Genomic DNA, 21,362 nt, shown 5'->3' with positions numbered 1-21,362 from the left:
GCTATAGTCATTTTTTAGACAAGAAATGTAGATTTTCAAAATTTACTCCAATTATTGCTTAGATTGCAACACTCCCTGAAGGTATTAAAAATTATAAAGGAGGAGAGGTCGTGATTGCAAGGGGTGAGCATTATCGATGTAAAGTTGGGCCTGAATCAAGCCTATGTAAGGAGTTTGCATATAGTCCATTAGGCAAATATGGTAGTGATGCCTGGGTGAAAGTTTTAGATGATTAATTACTTTGTTAAATTGGATATGAAAATTGAATAATGTGTTAAGTAATAGATAGGGTAGTATAGAGATTATATTGAATCTATTAATTCTTGAAGTTCGCCAGAATCTTTCATTTCCATAATTATATCGCAACCACCAATTAGTTCACCTTTGACCCAAAGTTGTGGGAATGTTGGCCAATCAGCGTATTTTGGTAAGATAGCTCTTATGTCTGGGTTCTCTAAAATATTTACAAAAGCAAATGGTTTTCCACAAGCTCTTACAGCTGTAGCAGTATGAGCAGAGAAACCACATTGAGGTAAATTAGGAGAGCCTTTCATATATAAGATAATATCATTTTCTTTTATTTGTTTTTCGATTCGATCTACAACTTTTTGCTCTTCTGGTGTATACATTGCAAAGTTTCCTTTTGTTTATTGGCTAAGTAAGTTTAGAAATTTAGTTTAAAAGATGATAGCATATTATATTAAATTGGTATAGTATCAAAACGTTACAAATATTTTAAAAATAATTAAAAGGAGTATGCAAATGAAATTTGAATTACCAAAACTACCTTATGCTAAAGATGCACTAGAGCCTGTAATTTCACAAGAAACTATAGAGTATCATTATGGTAAGCATCATCAGACATATGTTACTAATTTGAATAACTTGGTAGAAGGTACTGAGCATGCAGGTAAAAACTTAGAAGAGATAATTAAAACAGCCTCAGGTGGCTTATTTAATAATGCTGCTCAAGTTTATAACCATACTTTTTACTGGAACTGCTTTTCTCCAAATAAAACAGAGCCGTCGAGCCAATTAAAAGCAGCTATTGTAGAGACTTTTGGCTCTTTTGATAAGTTTAAAGAAGAGTTTTCTAAAACTGCAGTAACTACGTTTGGTTCTGGTTGGGCTTGGTTAGTTAAAGACTCAACAGGTAAGTTAGAGATCGTTAGTACAAGTAACGCAGGTTGCCCTTTAACTGATAATAAGCGCCCGTTATTAACATTTGATGTTTGGGAGCATGCTTATTATATTGATTATCGTAATGCTAGACCTAAGCATGTTGAGGCTTTATGGGATATCGTTAACTGGGAATTCGTATCTGAGCAGTTTGCAAATTAATATCCATGTTTAAAGGTAAATTATCTTTAGTTTCTTTTATTGTTGGTGTGCTATTAATATTTGTTGGAATGTTAATAGTAATACTATTTCCTAGTCTTAAAATTACTAAAGTTACAATGAATATAGTCTTATTGGTTCTATTGATTCCTTGGGCAGTTTTTATTATATCAATATTTCTTAATAAAAAATAAGCACAGATTTATTCAAGATTTGCCATTAATTTAATCCTATCTTTAAATAAGTAAATAACTATAGAAATTATAACTCCTACGATAAAACTAAATATAAATAATCCTTCCCAGCGATAAATGCTTTGGATATATCCAGCAACAGGTCCTACAAAAACTCTCCCTAGAGAATCGATTGAGCTTAAAATTGCAAATTGAGTTGCAGAGAATTTTACATTGACAAGACTCATTATCATAGCAACTAGTATGGCTGTTCCCATTGCTCCACAAAAGTACTCTACGCCTACTGATGAAACCATTAGGTAATAGTTTTTACCAACTACAGCTAGTAATGCATAGGTTAGGTTGGCACATGCCATAATAATGCTAAAATATAAGAAGCTTTTATAGATACCTATTTTCTTCGCGATTAAGCCTCCTATAACTAATCCGGCTATCGAGGGAGCTAAAGCAAAAGCTTTATATGCAACAGCAATTGTGGTTTTATCAAATCCAAGATCTACAAAGAATAAGGAGTTTAATGAGAAGGCTATAGCATCAGCAAGTTTATATGTAATAAGAATCACAAGGATTATAAGAGCTGTATAAAAACCTTGCCTAGTAAAGAACTCAATAAAAGGTAGTGTATATGCTTCCTTGAAATTTTTTGGGGCCAGCTGCTGATATTGGCTTTCTTTTAATATAAGTGTATAGAGAGGGCATATGATGAAAAATGGTATTATCATCAACCATGCTAAGTTCCAGTTATTGTTTAGCTTTTCTACTATAATTAAGATAATCGATCCTGTTACAAGCATACCTATACGATATCCCATCACAGCCACAGCATTACCTAAAGCTTTTTCTGATTCTGTTAGAACTTCAGTCTGATATGCATTTATAGCAATATCTTGAGTGGCAGATGTAAAGCATATTAGAAGACCAATAAAGGCTATTATAAAAGGAGAATTTGCAGGAGAAAACCTGCTCATGGCTGCTATTAGTAGAATCAGTATAATTTGTGTTAGAAGTATCCAGCCTTTACGACGACCAAACTTTGGTATTTTTATTCTATCTAAAAAGGGGGCCCACAAGTATTTAAAAGTATATGGCACAGCAATGAGAGTTAAAAAACCAATGTCTTTAGTTTCTATTCCATTATCTTTATACCAAAGAAATAAAGATGATGCAGTAAGCATCAAAGGAAATCCAGAGGCGTAACCTAATATAAGCATGCTAAACATTTTAGCTTGCTTAAAAGGAGCTGTTAGCTTTTGTGTTAAAGTTGGTTTATTAGTCATTTTAAATTCATATTAATTTATAGGTAAACTAATAGAAGACTAATTTAAATTATAGAAAAAGTAAATAGATTGATTAAAAGGAATTATTATAAGTCTCTACTAGTTTCTCCAGTATATAACTGTCTAGGGCGACCAATTTTTTGCGCTGGATCATTAACCATTTCAATCCATTGAGATATCCATCCAGATGTTCTAGCAAGAGCAAATATTGCTGTGAACATATCTTCCGGAATTCCCATAGCTTTTAAGATGATACCCGAGTAGAAGTCAACATTAGGGAAAAGTTTTCTTTGAATAAAGAACTCATCCTGTAATGCGATTTCTTCTAATTTCTTAGCAACTGTTAATAGAGGGTTATCGCTATTACCAAGTTTAGCTAAGATCTCTTCACAGTTTTTCTTCATTGCTGTAGCTCTTGGGTCAGTATTTTTATATACTCTGTGACCAAAGCCCATTAATCTAAATGGATCATCTTTATCTTTAGCTTTAGCGATGTATGTGTCGATATTATCAACGCTACCTATTTTAGATAGCATTTTAAGAACTGCTTCATTAGCTCCACCGTGAGCAGGTCCCCATAAAGCTGTAATACCTGCAATAATAGCAGCATATGGAGATGTTCCTGTTGAGCCTGATAATCTTACAGTAGATGTAGAAGCATTTTGCTCATGATCAGCATGAAGCATGAAGATTGTATCCATTGCTTTTACATGTAGTTCATCAGGCTTGTAGTTTTCATCATCAGCAAACATCATATAAATGAAGTTTTCTGCATAACCATATTCAGGTTTAGGATCAAGTAGTTTTTTACCTTGATTATGTCTATAAGACATTGCTGCAATTGTTGCGATTTTTGCTACAATATTTTTAGCAACTTCTTCTTGAGTCTCTTTCTGACCATTTTTAACATGCTCAGCAGCTAAAACGTTAATACCTGCAATTAAGCCAGACATAGGGTGAGTGTGTTTAGGCATTGATGATATTGCAGCTTTAACATGCTCACATACAGTCATTTTAGAAATAATTTCATTTCTAAAATTTTCTTTTTGTTCATCAGATGGTAGCTTACCATATATTAGTGCATAACAAAGACTTCTATAATTAGACTTCTCAGTCCATTCTTCAATAGGATAACCTCTGTGAAGAAGAACGCCTTTTCCTCCGTCAATATATGTTATTTTTGATTCACAAGCAGCTGTTGACATGAATCCAGGATCATAAGTAAAAATTCCATGCTTTACAAGAGATGATACATCTATACAGTCATTACCTAGGCTAGGAGAGTATACCGGTAATTCTATATCAATATTTTTTTCCGCATATTTAAGCGTTGCGTATTTGCTCATTAGAATTGGCCTCCACGTAAAAAGAGAGTTAATGAAAAATCATAATTAAATGTGGTTTCGCAATATAGAGATTGCAATAAAAAGACACCAGCTGTTAAGTGAATAATACTAATTCGGTATCGCCACAGGGGAATAATAAGCTAAAGATTATCCATTTGCAAATATCTTTTGCAAATAAAAGTTATTGTTAATAGAATTTTAACAGTTTGTTAGTATAATTATACTATTTGCTTAAACTTTGTATTGAATAGTTTTTTTATTTTTGCTAGTGGTAAAAATAAGGTTAAAACTTTACTTAAAAGTTTGAATTTGATTCTACAAAAATATATTATTAGATTGTTGTATAACATTGATCTAAGTCTAATCTATTTACTATATTATAAAATTGCTTCGGAGGGACATCGAGCGTGAAAAAAATTACCAATATTGACTTAATGTCGATAAAATCGTACAAATTCCCTGTTACTGCAATAAGTTCTATATTGCATCGTGTTTCAGGGGTGATTCTACTTATTGCTATACCTTTAGCGGTTGTTGGAATGAATTATTCTCTTGCAGGACCTACAGGATATGAAGATACAGTTGCTGTACTAACTAAGAGTTGGGTGAGTATATTTTTTTGGTTGTTCTTATCTGCAATAACTTATCATGTATATGCTGGTATTAGACATATGATCATGGATATGGGTTTTGGTGAAAGTATGACAGTTGCTAAGATCACATCTTTAATTGTAATTGTTCTAGGTGTTTTATCAGCTATTTTTTGGGGGTGCTACTTATGGCTGTAATTTCTTTAACTTCTTCAGGTATTAAGGACTTTTTCGTCCAACGAGTTACTGCTGTAATAATTGCTATTTATTTTGCGTATCTCTTGATCGAAGCATTATGCTTATCTCATTCAGGCAATCTAAACTATGACTCTTGGAGAGGTCTGTTTACTGATGGGATATTCTTTAGAATTGCTACACTTATTGCTTATCTAGCAATGTTTTTTCATGCTTGGGTAGGTATATGGATTATTTGTGGTGACTACATTAAGTGTGCATGGGCTTCAGCTCTTGTTATGCTGAGTTTTGTTTTGGTTTATGTATTCTGCTTTTTTTGGTTATTTACAATTTTATTTTTCTATTAAGAGGTTGTTTTTATGAGTATAGCTACACAAGAATTTGATGCTATTGTTATTGGTGCTGGTGGAGCAGGCCTAAGAGCAGCGTTTCAATTATCCCAATCTGGGTTTAAAACTGCTGTTGTTTCTAAAGTTTTTCCTACAAGATCACATACTGTTGCAGCTCAAGGTGGTATTGCGGCAGCTTTAGGGAATATTAAATTTGATGATGATCTTCCTTCTGATGATTGGAAGTGGCATATGTACGATACAGTAAAAGGGTCTGACTATATTGGTGATCAAGATGCTATTGAGTATATGTGTGAACATGCGCCACAATCTATTATTGAATTAGAGCATATGGGTATGCCTTTTTCACGCTTAGAGGATGGTAAAATATACCAACGTGCTTTTGGTGGGATGTCAAGAAACTTTGATCCTGCAAATCAGGCGAAAAGAACGTGCGCTGCTTCTGATAGAACAGGTCATGCGTTATTGCACACACTTTACCAAGGTAATTTGGCACATAAGACTAACTTTTATACTGAATGGTTTGCTGTTGATTTAGTAAAAGCAGATGATGGTAGTGTATCTGGTGTTATTGCTTTATGTATAGAAACTGGTGAAACAGTATTCTTAAAATCAAAATTAACTATATTAGCAACTGGTGGTGCTGGGCGTATATATGAGTCTAGTACAAATGCTTATATCAATACTGGTGATGGTATGGGATTAGCTTTAAGAGCTGATATTCCTCTTCAAGATATGGAGTTTTGGCAGTTTCATCCTACAGGTATTGCGGGTGCTGGTGTTTTAGTTACAGAAGGTTGCCGTGGTGAAGGTGGTATCCTACGTAATAAAGATGGCGAAAGATTTATGGAGCGTTATGCTCCTAATGCGAAAGATCTTGCTTGTCGTGATGTTGTATCAAGAGCTTCACAGCAAGAAATCATGGAAGGTCGTGGTGATACGTTTAGCGGCTCAAACTGTGTATGGCTAGATTTGACGCATCTTGGTGAAGATGTGATTGATGAAAGATTACCTACAGTTAGAGAGCTTGCTAGAACATTTGCAGGTGTTGATCCTGTTGAGAAACCAATCCCTGTTGTACCAACATGTCACTATCAAATGGGTGGTATTCCTACTAATAAACATGGTCAGGTTATCACACAAGAAAATGGTAAAGATAAGGTTATTGGTGGATTGTACGCAGTTGGTGAATGTGCATCTGTATCTGTTCATGGTGCTAATAGATTAGGTAGTAACTCTTTACTTGATTTGGTTGTATTTGGTAGAGCTGCTGGTATGCATGCTGAGCAAAGCTTAAAAGAAGGCATGTCTTTAAAAGAAACTTCTCAAGAAAATATTGAGAAAGCAACGACTAGAATTAAGAAGTGGGATTCTTCTGAAGAAAGAGGTTGTAAAGAAAAAATCTCTGAACTTAGAAAAGAACTTCAGCAAACAATGCAGCAGTACTTCTCAGTATTTAGGCAAGAGAGTACAATGAAAGAAGGCTTAGATAAACTATACGCTCTAAGAGATAGACTAGAAAATGCTGTTTTAGAAGATAACTCAAGAGTATTTAACATGATGAGAATCGAGGCATTAGAACTTGATAACTTGATGTTAACTGCAGTAGCTACAGCAAAACTTGCTCTAGAAAGAACAGAGTCAAGAGGGGCACACTCAAGAGTAGACTTCCCTGATAGAGATGATGAGAACTGGATGAAGCATACATTATACTTCTTGGATGATGATAAAACATCTTCACGTGGTGTTAACATGTCTCCAACTAAAGTTAAAGCTTTTCAACCAGCAGAACGTAAGTACTAATTACAAGGATTTAATGTAATGGACGTAAGATTTAAAATTTATAGATATAATCCAGAAGTTGACAAGAAACCTTATTACGATGAGTATACTGTTTCAGTAGAAAATGAAGGTGTTAAAGTTTTAACAGCTCTTGAGTTGATCAAGGAGCAGGATCCTACCCTAGCAATGAGAAGGTCTTGTCGTGAAGGTGTTTGTGGTTCTGATGGTATGAACATCAATGGTAAAAACCGTTTAGCATGTATTACTTCTATTGGAGAGTTAAGACAGCCTATCAAAGTAAATCCTCTACCTGGTTTACCAGTTGTTAGGGATTTGATTGTAGATATGAAGCAGTTTTATAAAAACTATGAGAAAGTTAAGCCTTATCTAATAAATGATGATGAACCTCCTGTTAAGGAAAGATTACAATCTCCTGAAGATAGAGCTAAGCTTGATGGTTTATATGAGTGTATTTTATGTGCTTGTTGTACTACATCTTGTCCATCTTTTTGGTGGAATCCAGATAAGTTTATAGGACCATCTGGGTTATTGCAGGCTTATAGGTTTATTGCAGACTCAAGAGATACAGCTACTGAAGAAAGACTTGAGGATTTAAAAGATCCGTTTAGTCTATTTAGATGTAGAACTATTATGAACTGTGTTTCAGTTTGTCCTAAAGGTTTAAACCCAACAGAAGCTATTGGTAAAATAAGATCTGCATTATTAAAAAAGAATGTGTAAAAAATTAAAACCTGTATTTAGGTATTTATATGGAAAAAAAACAATCAGAATTTAGTCAATGGCTAGATACCACGCAGTTCTTTGGTGGTAATCTAGAATATCTTGAATCAATATATGATGATTATATTTCGGGCAACTACGATGGGATAGATCCTAAGTGGCTGTCCTTTTTTGATTCTGTAGCTACAGCAACTGATACTGTTCATAGGGACTTAGTTGATGAATTTAAAAATTTAGCTAAGCATAAAACAGGTAGTACTATTGTTGTTGGTGAAAATGATGTGACTTTAAAAGCAAAATCTTTAGTTAAGTCATATCGTTCACATGGTTATAAATCAGCTAATATTGACCCATTAGGTCTTACAACGTTTGATAGAGATTCTGGGCTTGAGTTATCTGCTCATGGTTTATCTGATAATGATTTGTCAGAACAAGTAAACTTAGGAGATTTTACTAATAATAAGACAATGACATTAAAAGAAGTCATTGAAAAAGCGAAAGCTATTTATGAGTCAAATGTTGGTTATGAGTATAGGTATATTGGTAATAAAGAAGAAAAGCTTTGGTTACAAGATAAAATAGAAAACTCATCTCCTGCTAATAACGATGAGAAAAAGTGGATCTTACAACAGCTGGTCGCAGCAGAAGGTTTAGAAAAATATCTTGCTCTTAGATATGTTGGCCAAAAAAGGTTTGGCCTAGAAGGTGGAGAATCTCTTATTCCATCTCTACAACATATTATAGAAAAGTCAGTTGCTAAACATGAAACTCGTTTTGTGCAATTAGGTATGGCTCACAGAGGCCGTCTAAATGTGCTTGTAAATATTTTAGGTAAGAATCCTAAAGAGTTATTTGAAGAATTTGAAGGAAAGCAAAGCGAAAAAAGTTTATCTGGCGATGTAAAATATCACATGGGATACTCTAACTACAGAAGCATAGATGGTAAAGAAGCAAAGATTGCTTTAGCATTTAACCCATCACATCTTGAGGTTGTAGATCCTGTTGTGGAAGGTGCTGCTAAGGCTATTCAGGATAAGCTTGAAGGAAATGCACATAATAAAGTTTTACCTATATTAATCCATGGGGATTCTGCTTTTTGTGGTCAAGGTATTGTAATGGAGACATTTGGGTTTTCATTAACAGAAGCTTATGGAACAGGTGGTACAGTACATCTAGTCGTTAATAACCAAGTAGGGTTTACAACAAGTAGTAAATTTGGTGTTAATAGAAGTAGTAACTATTCTACAGATATCGCTAAGATGGTTGATGCTCCAATTTTCCATGTAAATGGTGATGATCCTGAGGCTGTAGTTAAGGTTGCTGATATTGCCTTAGAATATCGTATGAAATTCAATAAAGATGTTGTTATTGATTTGCTGTGCTATCGTAGAAATGGTCATAATGAAACAGATGAGCCTTCAGGAACTCAGCCTGAAATGTATGAGGTAATTAAAAAGCTTCCTACTACGTTAAAACAGTATGGCGAAAAGCTAGTAAGTGAAGGTAGTGTTGATGCTGAATTTATTTCTAGGCTTACAGCAGGGTATCGTAGTAAGCTAGATGAAGGAAAAGTTACAGTTGATATCCTTGATAGGAGTGTTGTTAAGGATAAACTAAAAGTTTGTGATTGGTTACCATATATTGGTAAGCAAGAGACCAAATATAATTATAAGCCAATATCTAAAGAAAAATTAAAAGAACTTGCATTGAAAATGAGCTCAGTTCCAGAAGATATTAAAGCTCAAATGCAGGTTAAAAAAGCTCTTACAGATAGAGTTAAAATGGCTAACGGCGAGCTTCCTTTAAACTGGGGCTTTGCTGAAAGTTTAGCATATGCAACAATACTTGATCAGGGATACCCAGTAAGAATCTCTGGTGAAGATAGTGGTAGAGGGACTTTCTCGCATCGTCATGCTGTAGTTAAAAATATGGACACTAAGTCACCTCAAAGAGAGTATATTCCTTTAGAACATATTAATGAGAAAGCTAGATTTGATATTATAGACTCAACTCTTTCAGAATATGGTGTTTTGGGTTTTGAATATGGCTATAGTTGTTATAGTCCAGATTCATTAGTAATTTGGGAAGCCCAATTTGGTGATTTTGTAAATACTGCTCAGGTTGTAATAGATCAGTTTCTTGTTGCAGCAGAGGAAAAGTGGGGAATCTTATCAGGATTAACACTGTTTTTACCTCATGGACAAGAAGGTGCTGGTGCAGAGCACTCATCTGCAAGGTTAGAAAGATTTTTAAGCTCATGTGCTAACAATAATATGCAAGTTTGTACACCTACTACTCCAGCTCAAATATATCACCTATTGAGACGTCAAGTGATTAGGCCTTTAAGAAAGCCTCTAATTGTAATGACGCCAAAAAGCTTACTAAGAAACCCTATGGCAGTTTCGTCTTTAGATGAGTTAGCTACAGGAAAGTTTGAGCCGGTAATTGATGATTCAAATGCTAAAGTAGAAAAGGTCAAGAAATTAATACTATGTAATGGAAAAGTATATTATGACCTTATGGCTAAGAAGCAAGATGGATATGAAGATATTGCTGTAGTAAGATTAGAAGAGCTATATCCTTTCCCTAGAGAGGAAGTAGCAGAGATTTTTGCTAAATATAAAAATGCAGAAAAAATTATTTGGTTACAAGAAGAGCCTCAAAATAAGGGTGCTTGGTATAATATTAGACACTTTATCGAAAGGCTTGTCGGCAAAAATCAAGAATTACTGTGTGTTGCTAGAGAAAGATCTTCTACTCCAGCAGTTGGTTATCACGCTCTTTACGTTAAGCAGCAAGAAGAGATTATAAGTAGAGCTTTAGAAATATAAAATAAATTATTACTAGGAGTAAGAAATGATTGAATTAAAAGTACCTATGTTTCCTGAGTCAGTAGCAGATGGCACATTAGCTCAGTGGAATAAAAAGGAAGGTGACTTTGTAGAAGAAGGTGATATTTTAGCAGAAATAGAAACAGATAAGGTTGTATTAGAAGTTCCTGCGACTGCTAGCGGAGTTTTAAAAGATATTAAGAAAAATGAGGGCGATATCGTTCTTTCTGAAGAAGCTCTAGCTAATATTGATACAAATGCTTCTTCATCATCAAAAGAGACTAAACAAGAGAGTGCTCCTCAGGCAGCGGCACCTCAGCAACAAGCTTCAGCAGGTGCTGAGATAGATGTTAAAGCTCCAGTTTTCCCTGAGTCAGTAGCAGATGGTACAGTTTCTGAATGGCATAAGAATGAAGGTGATGCTGTTTCAGAAGGCGATATCATAGCAGAGATAGAAACAGATAAAGTTGTATTAGAAGTTCCAGCTACATCAAATGGAACCTTAGTTAAAATATTAAAACCTGCTGGTGAAACTGTTCTTTCAGCGGAATTGATCGCGAAGATCGCTGAAGGTGCTGTAGCAGCTCCATCTCAAGCGGCTGAATCTAGTGAGCAACAAGCAGCAACTTCAGGTGATACTGATCCCCATCTTGTACCTTCTGCACGCAAAGCATTTAATGCTAGTGGTCTAGATTCTGCTGCAGATATACAAGGTACAGGTAAGAAAGGACGTATTACATCTGAGGATGTTAAGAAAGCCGCAACAGCTCCAAGTAATGCTGGACAATCAGCTCCAGTTACACAGCAAGATCCTAGATTTGAAAAACGAGTTAAGATGACTCGTCTGCGTCAAACTATCGCAAATAGACTAGTACAAGTACAACATACAAATGCGATATTAACTACTTTCAATGAAGTAGATATGACAGCAGTTATGGAGCTTAGAAAGAAATATAAAGATATGTTTATCAAGGAGCATGATACTAAGCTTGGCTTTATGTCTTTCTTTATTAAAGCTGCAACAGAGGCTCTTAAGAAGTTCCCTGATGTTAATGCCTCTATTGATGGTGATGAGATTGTTTATCATAACTATTTTGATATCGGTATCGCGGTTGGTACAGATAGAGGATTAGTAGTTCCTGTTTTAAGAGATACAGATAATAAATCGCTAGCAGAACTAGAAAATGATGTACTTGATAAAGCAATTAAAGGTCGTGATGGTAAGTTAGGTTTAGAAGATATGCAAGGTGGTACGTTCACTATTACAAATGGTGGTACATATGGTTCTATGCTATCTACTCCTATTATAAACTCGCCTCAAAGTGCTATCTTAGGTATGCATAATATTGTTGAGCGTCCTATGGTTGTAAATGGTGAAATCAAGATTCGTCCAATTATGTATCTAGCATTATCTTATGATCACAGAATTATTGATGGCGGCACTTCTGTAAGATTCTTGAAAATGATTAAAGAGCTATTAGAAGATCCAAATAGAATTCTTCTTCAAGTATAATTTTTCATTTTTTAATTTTTTTCTAAAAGGTATTTTTCCATGAGTTTAGATTTTATAAAAGATAAGATTGTTGCTGTGCCTGATTTTCCTAAGCCAGGTATAATGTTTAGAGATATAACTCCTTTATTAGCTGATCCCAATGGTTTAAAGCTAACAGCTCAAGCAATGGCTGAAGAGTTGGAAAGAAAAGGCATAACTCCAACAGTGATTGCAGGAACAGAAAGTAGAGGATTTATCTTTGGAGTAGCGTTAGCTGAAGTTTTAGGTTTGGGATTTGTTCCGGTAAGAAAACCTGGTAAGCTTCCTAGAGATACTTATAAAATAAGTTATGATTTAGAGTATGGTAGTGATAGCTTAGAAGTTCATAAAGATGCATTTGTAGCTGGAGATAAGGTTTTAGTCGTTGATGATTTATTGGCCACTGGAGGAACTGCAAAGGCAACAACTAAGCTTATAGAGAAGACGCAAGCTGAAGTAGCATCTCTTATTTTTGTTATGGAGCTTGACGGCTTAGGTGGTAGAGAAGCTTTAGAAGGTTATGATATTTCAGCATTATTAAAGTTTTAAGAGGTAGACTATATGGCAAAGTACTTTGGTACAGATGGAATCAGAGGTGAGGTTGGTAATTCAACCATTACAGCTGAATTTATGCAAAAACTAGGTAATGCTGTTGGTTCATTAATTAATGATAAAGGTTATCCAAAGTTTGTGGTTGTAGGCCAAGACACACGTAGCTCAGGAAGACTTCTTAAATTTGCTTTGGTTTCGGGACTAAATGCTGCTGGAATTGATGTGATAGACTTAGGAGTTGTGCCAACACCGGTTGTAGCATTTATAACGGTTAAGCATAAAGCTACTGCTGGGTTTGTAATTACAGCATCACATAATAAATTTACTGATAATGGTGTTAAACTCTTTTCATCTGATGGCTTTAAGCTTGATGATGCCTTAGAAGAAGAGGTTGAGGCTAAAATAGACAGCAGCTTCATTTATCAACCTGAATATAAGTTTGGAAGCTATAAAGTTTTAGAGAGTTCTGTTGATGAGTATATGGCTGAAATGCATCAGCGTTTTGGAAGATTGGTAAACTATAAAGGTAAAGTTGTTATTGATTGTGCACATGGCGCAGCATCACATAAATTTGAAGCATTACTTGATAAATTTGGTATTGATTATGTTTCAATTGCATCAAATCCAGATGGTGTAAATATCAACGTTGATTGTGGAGCTACTTGTATAGGGAATATCAAGGAAGCTGTGAAAGAGCATAAAGCTGATTTAGGTATTTCTCTAGATGGAGATGCAGATAGAATAATTATAGTTGATGAAAATGCTCAAGAGATTGATGGTGATGGGATTTTGAATATTCTTGCTCAACATAGTGATATCTGTGGAGGTACTGCTGGAATAGTAGGTACACAGATGACAAATATGGGTTATGAAAATCACTATAAAGCTAATAATATTCCATTCGTGCGTTCTAAAGTTGGTGATAGATATGTACTTGAGGATTTAAAAAGATATGGCTATAAAATTGGTGGGGAATCATCAGGTCATGTGATTAATTTAAACTTTGGTACAACAGGAGATGGCTTATTTACAGCAATACAGCTGTTAGCAATCCTTTCACAAACAGATAAACCTGTTTCTGAGTTTAAATTAGAAGGTGGGCTTATGCAACAAACCTTGATTAATGTGCCTTTAACGAGAAAAGTTTCATCACAAGACTTAGAGAAAATGGCTAGCGATGTTGCAGAAGTTGAGCAAAGATTAGCTAGTAGAGGTAGGGTTTTGTTAAGACCTTCTGGAACTGAGCCTGTGTTAAGAGTTATGGTTGAAGCAGATGATGAGTCTCTGGCATTAAATGAGGCAAAATATTTAGTAGAACAAGTAAAACAAAAGTTGGTGTAGAGATGCAAAAATTAATTATGGGAAATTGGAAAATGAATGGTAACTCTGCAAGCATTAAAGAGCTTTGCAGTGGTATCTCACAAGTAAATTATGATAGCTCAAAAGTTAATGTGGCTGTTTTTCCATCAAGTGTATATGTTAAGGAAGTAATTTCTCAGCTACCAGAAAATGTGGGTGTAGGTTTACAAAATATTACTTTTTATGATGATGGTGCTTATACAGGTGAGCTTTCAGCAGATATGTTACATGATATTGGTTGTGATTATTTATTGATAGGTCATTCTGAAAGAAGATCTTTATTTGGTGAAACAGATCAAGATGTTTTCAAAAAGCTAGAAAAAGTTATAGATACATCTGTCGTGCCAGTTGTATGTATAGGTGAATCTTTAGAAGATAGAGAAGGTGGTAGGTTAGAGCAAGTTTTAGCGGCCCAGCTAGAGCTAGTATTAAGTAAGCTTTCTACTGAACAATTAGCAAAAGTTGTTATTGCTTATGAGCCTGTTTGGGCTATAGGAACTGGTGTTGTAGCATCTCTAGAACAGGTACAAGAAACACATCAATTCATTCGTTCATTGGTAGCTAAAGTAGATGAAAATCTTGCTAAAAACATGAAAATAGTGTATGGTGGTAGCCTAAAAGCTGGAAATGCTAAAGATATCTTAAGTCTACCTGATGTGGATGGTGGCTTAATTGGTGGGGCGTCTCTAAAAGCTTCTGAGTTTAACGAAATAATAAATCAAGCAAATAAAATATGTACGGAATAATTTTAACTATAGATATTATCGCAGCTATTGCAATTGTTGTATTAGTTTTATTACAACAGGGTAAAGGTGCAAATATGGGTGTATCTTTTGGTGCTGGTGCTTCAAACACTGTTTTTGGAAGTAAAGGTGCAGCATCTTTCTTATTTAAAATGACGGTGTTTTTCACGGCATTATTTTTTGTATGTTGTCTTAGCCTAGGCTACTTAGGCAAAAGTTCTAATTCACCTACTGTCGCTAGCTCTACTAGTTCTGAAAAGTCTATAGCTAGTCAATATGATCAGTATCAACAAGAAGTTTCTAAAGCATCAGGTGCTAAAAGCGAAACTACTCAAAAAGAATAACTTTATAATTTGATTATTTTGCACTGGTGGTGGAATTGGTAGACACGCCATCTTGAGGGGGTGGTGTCCATAGGACGTGTGGGTTCAAGTCCCACTCAGTGCACCAAAATAAATTATGATGCTTAGCATATGATTTTAAACCTCTAAGACATATTTTATTATGTTATAGGTTGAAAATAGTTGCTATAAAGCCTTTTGTATTAGCATATACTCCAATATATTTAATTTATTAGTATTCTAAATATTGCTCTATAAATAAGCTAGAGTTGTTAGTGATAACTCTGAAAGAGCTCAAAATTAAATAGGATTTTATTAGTATGCATAGAGAGTGTTTGCTTAAGGATATTCCATTAGATAAAAGAGGAATCATACATAGGTTTACACATGAGTCTGATGTGTTAAAAGATAACTTTCTTAAAGATCCTTATATTAGAGAATTAGCTGTATATATACCTCAAGGCTATAACCATGAAGATAAATCAAAAAAATATCCTGTATTTTTAGATTTAACTGGTTTCGCAGGTTGTGGTCTTTCTCACTTGAATTGGGAACCATTTATTCCGAATTTCAAAGATAGGCTTGATTATTTAATTTATACCAGGAAAATGGGGGAATCAATAGTTATTTTTCCTAATACATTTACAAAATATGGTGGTAATCAATATTTAAATTCTCCTGCTGTTGGTAACTACATGGATTATATTATAGAAGAGATAGTACCTTTCGCTGAGGATAAATTTAATACATATAAAAATAAAAATTATCGTGCAGTTTTTGGTAAATCATCTGGTGGTTATGGAGCTCTAGTACATGGCTTGATGAAGCCTGATTTTTTGGGAGCTATTGCATGTCTATCTGGAGGCGCATACTTTGAAAGTTGGAAAATAACTCATTTATACACTGCAAGAAAAGTTATCGAAAGGCATGGATGTACATTAGAAGGTTTTTTTAGCTACTTGGAGAAGAATCAGCATAACTTGACATTAGAAGAGGTATATACTCTTTTCATTATTGCATCAGGAGCTACTTATGCTCCTGATGAATCCCAGCCTTTTAAATTTAAATTACCATTTAAAAATATATCTACAGGAGAGCTTGATCACTCAGTATTAGAAAAATGGTATGAGAAAGACCCTGTTAGGATGTTGGATACATATGGTGAGAATCTTAGAAAGCTAAAAGGAATATATATTGATTGTGGTATTAAAGATGATTTGATATGTGGGAATAGAATCTTACATAAGAGGTTAAATGAGCTTAATATTTTACATGAATATCAGGAGTTTGATGATGGTCATTCTGATATAGATTATCGCAATCATATTCGCCTTCCATATTTATATAAATCTCTTTTTCCAGATTTTAAATAATTCATTGTATAAAAGAGTTAGGCGACTTGCATAAATTAAATAGAGGAGAATAGCTATGAATAAACAAGATTTAATAGAGAAAATACTTGCTAGTAAGCGTGCAAAATTAGAAGCGGGCTCTTATATGGGCTGTAGTTTGGTAGAAGGATGTCATGGTTAAACAAGTCATTAACTCGATGAAAACAAGTAAAGGCTTCACTCTTAATGAACTTCAGAAAATAGTCTTACCTAGTTATATTGCCGAGAGATATCATAATGATTATCCTGATAATAAGTTTAGTGCTAAAGAAGCTTTTAGAGAGTTATTGAAATTTTTCTGGCTTAGGGAAAAATTAAGAAGGGATAATATTCAAAATGTTAAATTATCTATACATCCTGAAATGAGAGAAATAGATGATATGTGGCATACTTATATTTTATTTACTAAAGATTATGAAAAGTTTTGTAAAGAAAACTTTGGTTATTTTATACATCATATTCCATATTCTTTAGCAGATAAAAAAGAGATGCTTAAGAACCGTGAGAATTTCTTAAAAGATACGGAACTTTTCTTATCTTATGTATATGATAACTTAGGAGAAGAGACTCTTAAACTATGGTTTGCTGATCACTTTAAGGCAAATTAAATTTCTAATATTATTATTTTTATATATACACTGACATATCAAGAGTAAATGTATTCATATGTTTGCTGTTATATAATTTTTGATATGCATATTCAGGGCCAAATAAAACATTATCATCAAAGTAGGACCTTTGTGCTGAGATTATCCATTGTTCTTGTATTCCAGATGGGGAGTCATCACCAACTACTGGAGATGCTGCGATGCTCATAGGAATAGCTGCAGCATTATATGACTGACCATACGTCATGTTAAAGTTGGTATTTCTACCTCCTAGAACTAAAGAGTAGTTAGATCCTACATACCAGGCTCCAGCCATAACATTACCATTACCAACACCATTAAACTCTTCTGCATCAGTTGTAGTAGCCCATCCACTACTCACTTGGAGGAAACCGCCAAATAATCCGTACGTTAAGTTAGCGTCAATATTAACAGCACCAACATCGTCAAGCTGTTGCCCAGAGTTTTTTAGAGCTGTTGCGATATGTGAGTTATCTGCCCCTGCAATATTATAAACATAACCAACATTAAATGCTCCGATAAGGTTACTTGTCCAACTATCGGTATAAAATAAGCCAGCAGAAAAGTCAGCTCTATTATCAGCAGCACCAAAAGCAGCAATGTTAGCGTTCCACGACTCATTTTTATAGTTTAGAGAAACATTAGTTACTGTGCCTGGAGCTAAAAAAGCTCCTGTAATACCACCAGTTAGAGGACCACCTCCACCATAAGAACCTACAGAGAGTTTATTTCTACCTGCTGTTACAAAGAAAGGTGATGTGTCTAAATTACCAAAAATTACAAATGCATTTCCTAGACTAAAAGCTCCTGATTCATCTGTATCAAAATCAAACTGTGCAGTTACATAATGACCAAGATTCGATAAAAAATATAGTTTTGCATTTTTTAGATAAATATTCTGACCATTATGAGCTATATTTGGAGATATATTTTTACTACCAAACCATGCTTGAGCATCTGCTTCTAAGAATCCACCAAAGAAAACGGAGTAATCACTAAACTTATCTCTTTGACCTAATAGTGTTGATGCAAAAAGGTTTGATGAGATCTGTCCAATAGGGATACTGTTGTTACCAGAATATGAACCTAGGTAAGTAACTTGACCTTGAGTCGTAATTGCTGGGGCTCCACCAACATCAATAGCACCATTTTGGTTAAATACTCCTCCTAGCGACTTACTACCAAGGTTAACTATAGAGTTACTAGCATTAACATTTTCCATGATGTCTGAAGCACTTTGCCCATTAACTAGAGATTGATTAAAATTATCTTGGCCACTTGAAGAAATAATATCTTCGGAGTCGCTATTATTGCCAACTTTTGAACTATATGTAGCAAATTGTGAGCTATCTCCAGATGTGTTTTTAAATTGATTTGTTTGGGCCTGGGATTTTATTTGTTTCAATTGGCCTTGTAAAACTTGTACCTGTTTCTGTAATTTTAATAAAAGCTCCTTTTCATTAACTTTTTCATCATTTTGATTTTTACTTGCTGAGTTTGTAGACTTTGAATTATTGTTAAGGTTTTGAGCTCCAATGCTTGTTGCGCCTAATGGACCTCCTTGAGAAACAACATTTTGAGAGTTATCTGAATATCCTAATCCATAGGATAATAATACGCTAGCTAAAATAAGACTCTTTTTGAATTTCTGTATCACAATTACGCTTCCTTAAAATAGAAATAAAGCTAAAAATTTGCTTATTATAAAATTCAGGAACTAAAAGGTCTGTTTATTTTACTAGCTAAAATTTATAAATCAAGAGAAATTTTTTATAGACCTTAAATGTTTAAAGATAGAAAGTTTATTTAATAATGTTAAATCGATATAAACTAAAGTTTTTTAAGTGTTTTTGAATTAAAATCATCTTTATAATGAAGGCATAATTTAAAAATAATATTTATAAGTGCTAATTCTGTTAATATTGTAATAAACCTGAACTATTTTGTTGAGACGATTTAATATGAAAGATGTTGTTAAGGAAGTTGTCGACAGGAATATTATTGAAGGGACAAGATATTTTATCTCTTTAGTCGAGCTTGGGTCATATACTGCTGTCAAAAATTTTTATTCTGTAGAGATTAATACTGTTAGAAGTAAGCTTGAAATATTAGAATCTTTCTTAGGAGTTAAATTAACACAAGCGACCAGTAATAAAATAGATATAACAACAGATGGTATGAAATATTATTCATCTTGTCATCGTCTTTATACAGATTTAGAAAGTAGTATTTTAAGTGCTAAGCATAGAGGTATAGATAAACTAAGTTATATAAGGGTTTTTGGTACGAGAGTATTTATAAATTATTTATTGCAAAATTTGCATGAAATGGATAAAAATAAAACATACACATTTACTTTTGATAGCTATTTACTGTATCAGTCAAATACTTATTTTTACCACTTAAATAATTATGATATTGCTATTATAACCTCTAAAGATCTAGATAAAATTGATCAAGATAGATGGATAATATGTGCAAATATTGACTCAGCTAGCTTACCATCGAGAGTTTATGCAGGAGAAGAATTAATTAAGCAATATAATTTAGATAAAAAACCAAAGAATATATTAAAGGTCCCTTTTGCTTTTAGAAGAGATACTATAAATGATCAAAGCTTAAATTTTACATTTGATGAAGATGGCTCCAACTTTTTAATAAAGAATGCTAGGTATATAGTTGAAGATGATAGTCAAAAAATAAAACTAATACAGAATAATCTAGCAGCGGGTGTTTTAGTTGAAAATTATGATGAAATCTCAGAGTCATTATTTATGAGGCAGATTAAAGGTATTTCTGTTAAAACTTTTCATGATAGGCAAACAATTATTGTCTCGAAATATCTTAAAGATAGAACAAGAATAGTAAAGTTTTTGAGAGATCAAATTGATAAGTATATAAATATGGTTTTAAAGAATGGTATGTAATAAAGTAATTGATTATATTTCAATCTGAGAAATTGATTTTTAAAACTTGAGATGTTAGGCTCGAGAATGGATTAAGACAAAATAAGGGGTCGTTTATGAAAAAAATAATTTTAAATGTATCAGGTATTATTTTATCAGTAGCTATATTATCATCGGTAGCTTTTGCTGAAGATGTTCCTCCTTCAAATGCTGTGCCTCTGAGTAAGGTTGTTGCTAATATATATGCTCAAGGGTATGATGGGATTAATGAGGTAAAATATGATGATGGCATTTATAAGGCAAAAGTTATTAATAAAAATGGTCAAGAACAGAGTTTATACATAGATCCAACTTCAGGAAAAGTTCCCGCTCAGAAGTCTAAAGTAAAAGAGCTAAATATGAGCCAAGCAATAAAAGCTGTACCTAAAGATAGATGTAAAACAATTACTGAGATTAAAAACTCTAAGGGGGCATTTAAAGTAGAGTGTCTAGATTCTAACAATCAAGAAGTCAAAGTTGTTATTGACGCAATTAGTGGCAAAGTTTCTCAAGTTAGCTATGATGACTAAATGAAAAGGTTAATACAAGACCCTTTACAGACTTTTGTGTAAATTTTTCATAGGCTACCAATCCTATCTTCAAATTTAATCATAAAATGTGCAATAGCAGCATTCCAATCTCTGATAGGCATAGTCCATTTTCTAGTGATATAATCAATACTCAAATATAAAGTTTTGAAAACTGATTCATCATTAGGAAAAACCCGCTTATTTTTAGTAACCTTGCGAAACTGGCTATTAACAGATTCAATAGCATTCGTAGTATAAATAACCTTACGGATTTCACCAGGATACTCTAAAAATATCACCAAATTTTCCCAGTTAGTATACCATGATTTTGCAATATGAGGGTATTGCTTTGACCACTTCCCTTCAAATGACTCTAAAGCTTCATGTGCTTGCTCTTCATTAACAGCTGTATATATAGGCCTCAAATCTGCTGCTAAAGCTTTTCTATCCTTATATGACACGTACTTAAGGCTATTACGAATCTGATGGACAATACATAGCTGATGTTGTGTTTTTGGGAAAACTGCTGATATAGAGTCTGACATGCCAGTTAAGTTATCTGTACATGCAATTAGTATATCTGAAATACCTCTATTTTTTAGTTCAGTCATAACTCCTAGCCAAAATTTAGACCCTTCATTCTCACTAATCCATAAACCTAAAATATCCTTCCTACCAGATAAATCAATGCCTAAAG

21 protein-coding genes and 1 tRNA gene are annotated in these 21,362 nt (G+C 33.8%); 17 read left to right on the top strand and 5 right to left on the bottom strand.

Translation table 11 applies throughout. From position 1 onward, the window contains the following. Positions 1–110: 110 nt before the first annotated feature. Complete coding sequence (locus AB8E56_RS07610) at positions 111–236, top strand: hypothetical protein (RefSeq protein WP_329479710.1); 126 nt, start codon at positions 111–113, stop codon at positions 234–236. Positions 237–302: 66 nt separating this feature from the next. On the opposite strand, the gene grxD is transcribed toward AB8E56_RS07610, so the two are convergent. Continuing rightward, positions 303–629: a Grx4 family monothiol glutaredoxin gene (gene grxD / locus AB8E56_RS07605; protein ID WP_329479708.1), complete on the bottom strand. Its 327-nt coding sequence runs from the start codon at positions 627–629 to the stop codon at positions 303–305. 133 nt (positions 630–762) lie between these two features. On the opposite strand from grxD, the gene AB8E56_RS07600 reads away from it, so the two are divergent. Continuing rightward, positions 763–1,341 (top strand): Fe-Mn family superoxide dismutase, encoded by a 579-nt coding sequence (locus tag AB8E56_RS07600; protein WP_329479706.1) that lies wholly within the window; start codon positions 763–765, stop codon positions 1,339–1,341. Between the two features lie 199 nt (positions 1,342–1,540). Here AB8E56_RS07600 and AB8E56_RS07595 read toward each other — a convergent pair whose 3' ends face one another. Continuing rightward, positions 1,541–2,809, bottom strand: a complete 1,269-nt coding sequence (locus tag AB8E56_RS07595; protein ID WP_329479704.1) for an MFS transporter — start codon at positions 2,807–2,809, stop codon at positions 1,541–1,543. An 86-nt stretch (positions 2,810–2,895) separates the two neighbouring features. After that, positions 2,896–4,155, bottom strand: coding sequence for a citrate synthase (locus AB8E56_RS07590; protein WP_329479702.1), 1,260 nt, complete (start codon positions 4,153–4,155; stop codon positions 2,896–2,898). A gap of 407 nt (positions 4,156–4,562) precedes the next feature. Between AB8E56_RS07590 and sdhC the strand changes: the two genes are divergently transcribed. The 13 genes from sdhC to AB8E56_RS07525 all read left to right on the top strand — a co-directional run bounded on the left by sdhC (position 4,563) and on the right by AB8E56_RS07525 (position 17,169). Then, positions 4,563–4,943 carry a succinate dehydrogenase, cytochrome b556 subunit gene (gene sdhC, locus AB8E56_RS07585; RefSeq protein WP_150467510.1) on the top strand — a complete coding sequence of 127 codons (381 nt, stop codon included), beginning with the start codon at positions 4,563–4,565 and terminating at the stop codon, positions 4,941–4,943. Then, complete coding sequence (sdhD, locus tag AB8E56_RS07580) at positions 4,919–5,287, top strand: succinate dehydrogenase, hydrophobic membrane anchor protein (protein WP_329479699.1); 369 nt, start codon at positions 4,919–4,921, stop codon at positions 5,285–5,287. The genes sdhC and sdhD overlap by 25 nt, the downstream gene beginning before the upstream one ends. A 12-nt stretch (positions 5,288–5,299) precedes the next feature. Then, the gene (gene sdhA, locus AB8E56_RS07575) at positions 5,300–7,093 is read left to right on the top strand and encodes a succinate dehydrogenase flavoprotein subunit (protein ID WP_329479697.1); all 1,794 of its coding nucleotides are present in this window, start codon (positions 5,300–5,302) and stop codon (positions 7,091–7,093) included. A gap of 18 nt (positions 7,094–7,111) precedes the next feature. Further along, positions 7,112–7,813 carry a succinate dehydrogenase iron-sulfur subunit gene (locus AB8E56_RS07570; RefSeq protein ID WP_329479695.1) on the top strand — a complete coding sequence of 234 codons (702 nt, stop codon included), beginning with the start codon at positions 7,112–7,114 and terminating at the stop codon, positions 7,811–7,813. Positions 7,814–7,842: 29 nt separating this feature from the next. Next, the gene (locus AB8E56_RS07565; RefSeq protein WP_329479693.1) at positions 7,843–10,644 is read left to right on the top strand and encodes a 2-oxoglutarate dehydrogenase E1 component; all 2,802 of its coding nucleotides are present in this window, start codon (positions 7,843–7,845) and stop codon (positions 10,642–10,644) included. A 25-nt stretch (positions 10,645–10,669) separates the two neighbouring features. Next, complete coding sequence (gene odhB / locus AB8E56_RS07560) at positions 10,670–12,157, top strand: 2-oxoglutarate dehydrogenase complex dihydrolipoyllysine-residue succinyltransferase (protein ID WP_329479691.1); 1,488 nt, start codon at positions 10,670–10,672, stop codon at positions 12,155–12,157. A 39-nt stretch (positions 12,158–12,196) separates the two neighbouring features. Further along, positions 12,197–12,724 (top strand): adenine phosphoribosyltransferase, encoded by a 528-nt coding sequence (locus tag AB8E56_RS07555; RefSeq protein ID WP_329479689.1) that lies wholly within the window; start codon positions 12,197–12,199, stop codon positions 12,722–12,724. A gap of 12 nt (positions 12,725–12,736) precedes the next feature. Then, positions 12,737–14,068, top strand: a complete 1,332-nt coding sequence (gene glmM, locus AB8E56_RS07550) for a phosphoglucosamine mutase (protein WP_329479687.1) — start codon at positions 12,737–12,739, stop codon at positions 14,066–14,068. Positions 14,069–14,070: 2 nt separating this feature from the next. Continuing rightward, positions 14,071–14,832, top strand: a complete 762-nt coding sequence (gene tpiA, locus AB8E56_RS07545) for a triose-phosphate isomerase (protein ID WP_329479685.1) — start codon at positions 14,071–14,073, stop codon at positions 14,830–14,832. Next, positions 14,820–15,173 (top strand): preprotein translocase subunit SecG, encoded by a 354-nt coding sequence (secG, locus tag AB8E56_RS07540; protein WP_329479683.1) that lies wholly within the window; start codon positions 14,820–14,822, stop codon positions 15,171–15,173. Before tpiA ends, secG begins: the two co-directional genes overlap by 13 nt. Positions 15,174–15,193: 20 nt before the next feature. Continuing rightward, positions 15,194–15,279: transfer RNA gene (locus tag AB8E56_RS07535), tRNA-Leu, on the top strand. 211 nt (positions 15,280–15,490) lie between these two features. Next, on the top strand, positions 15,491–16,543 hold the full coding sequence (locus AB8E56_RS07530) for an alpha/beta hydrolase-fold protein (RefSeq protein ID WP_329479681.1): 1,053 nt from the start codon (positions 15,491–15,493) through the stop codon (positions 16,541–16,543). A gap of 152 nt (positions 16,544–16,695) precedes the next feature. Next, positions 16,696–17,169 (top strand): hypothetical protein, encoded by a 474-nt coding sequence (locus tag AB8E56_RS07525; protein ID WP_329479679.1) that lies wholly within the window; start codon positions 16,696–16,698, stop codon positions 17,167–17,169. 19 nt (positions 17,170–17,188) lie between these two features. Here the strand turns inward: AB8E56_RS07525 and AB8E56_RS07520 are convergent, their stop codons facing one another. Further along, the gene (locus AB8E56_RS07520; RefSeq protein WP_329479677.1) at positions 17,189–18,847 is read right to left on the bottom strand and encodes a DUF3573 domain-containing protein; all 1,659 of its coding nucleotides are present in this window, start codon (positions 18,845–18,847) and stop codon (positions 17,189–17,191) included. A 304-nt stretch (positions 18,848–19,151) separates the two neighbouring features. Between AB8E56_RS07520 and AB8E56_RS07515 the strand changes: the two genes are divergently transcribed. Together AB8E56_RS07515 and AB8E56_RS07510 are read left to right on the top strand one after the other, a co-directional pair. Further along, a complete protein-coding gene (locus AB8E56_RS07515; RefSeq protein ID WP_329479674.1) occupies positions 19,152–20,117 on the top strand; it encodes a LysR family transcriptional regulator in 966 nt (321 codons plus the stop codon). A gap of 95 nt (positions 20,118–20,212) precedes the next feature. After that, entirely contained in the window at positions 20,213–20,665 is a 453-nt protein-coding gene (locus AB8E56_RS07510) for a PepSY domain-containing protein (RefSeq protein WP_329479672.1), read from the top strand. A 47-nt stretch (positions 20,666–20,712) separates the two neighbouring features. Here AB8E56_RS07510 and AB8E56_RS07505 read toward each other — a convergent pair. Beyond that, positions 20,713–21,362 (bottom strand): IS256 family transposase (locus tag AB8E56_RS07505; RefSeq protein WP_329479670.1); only part of this gene is annotated, 650 nt, incomplete at its 5' end.

Origin of the sequence: Francisella sp. 19X1-34 (assembly GCF_041102755.1) — a bacterium.
GTDB lineage: Bacteria > Pseudomonadota > Gammaproteobacteria > Francisellales > Francisellaceae > Francisella.
Note: the sequence above shows the minus strand (reverse complement) of the source record. Positions and strands in the feature narration are given on the sequence as shown.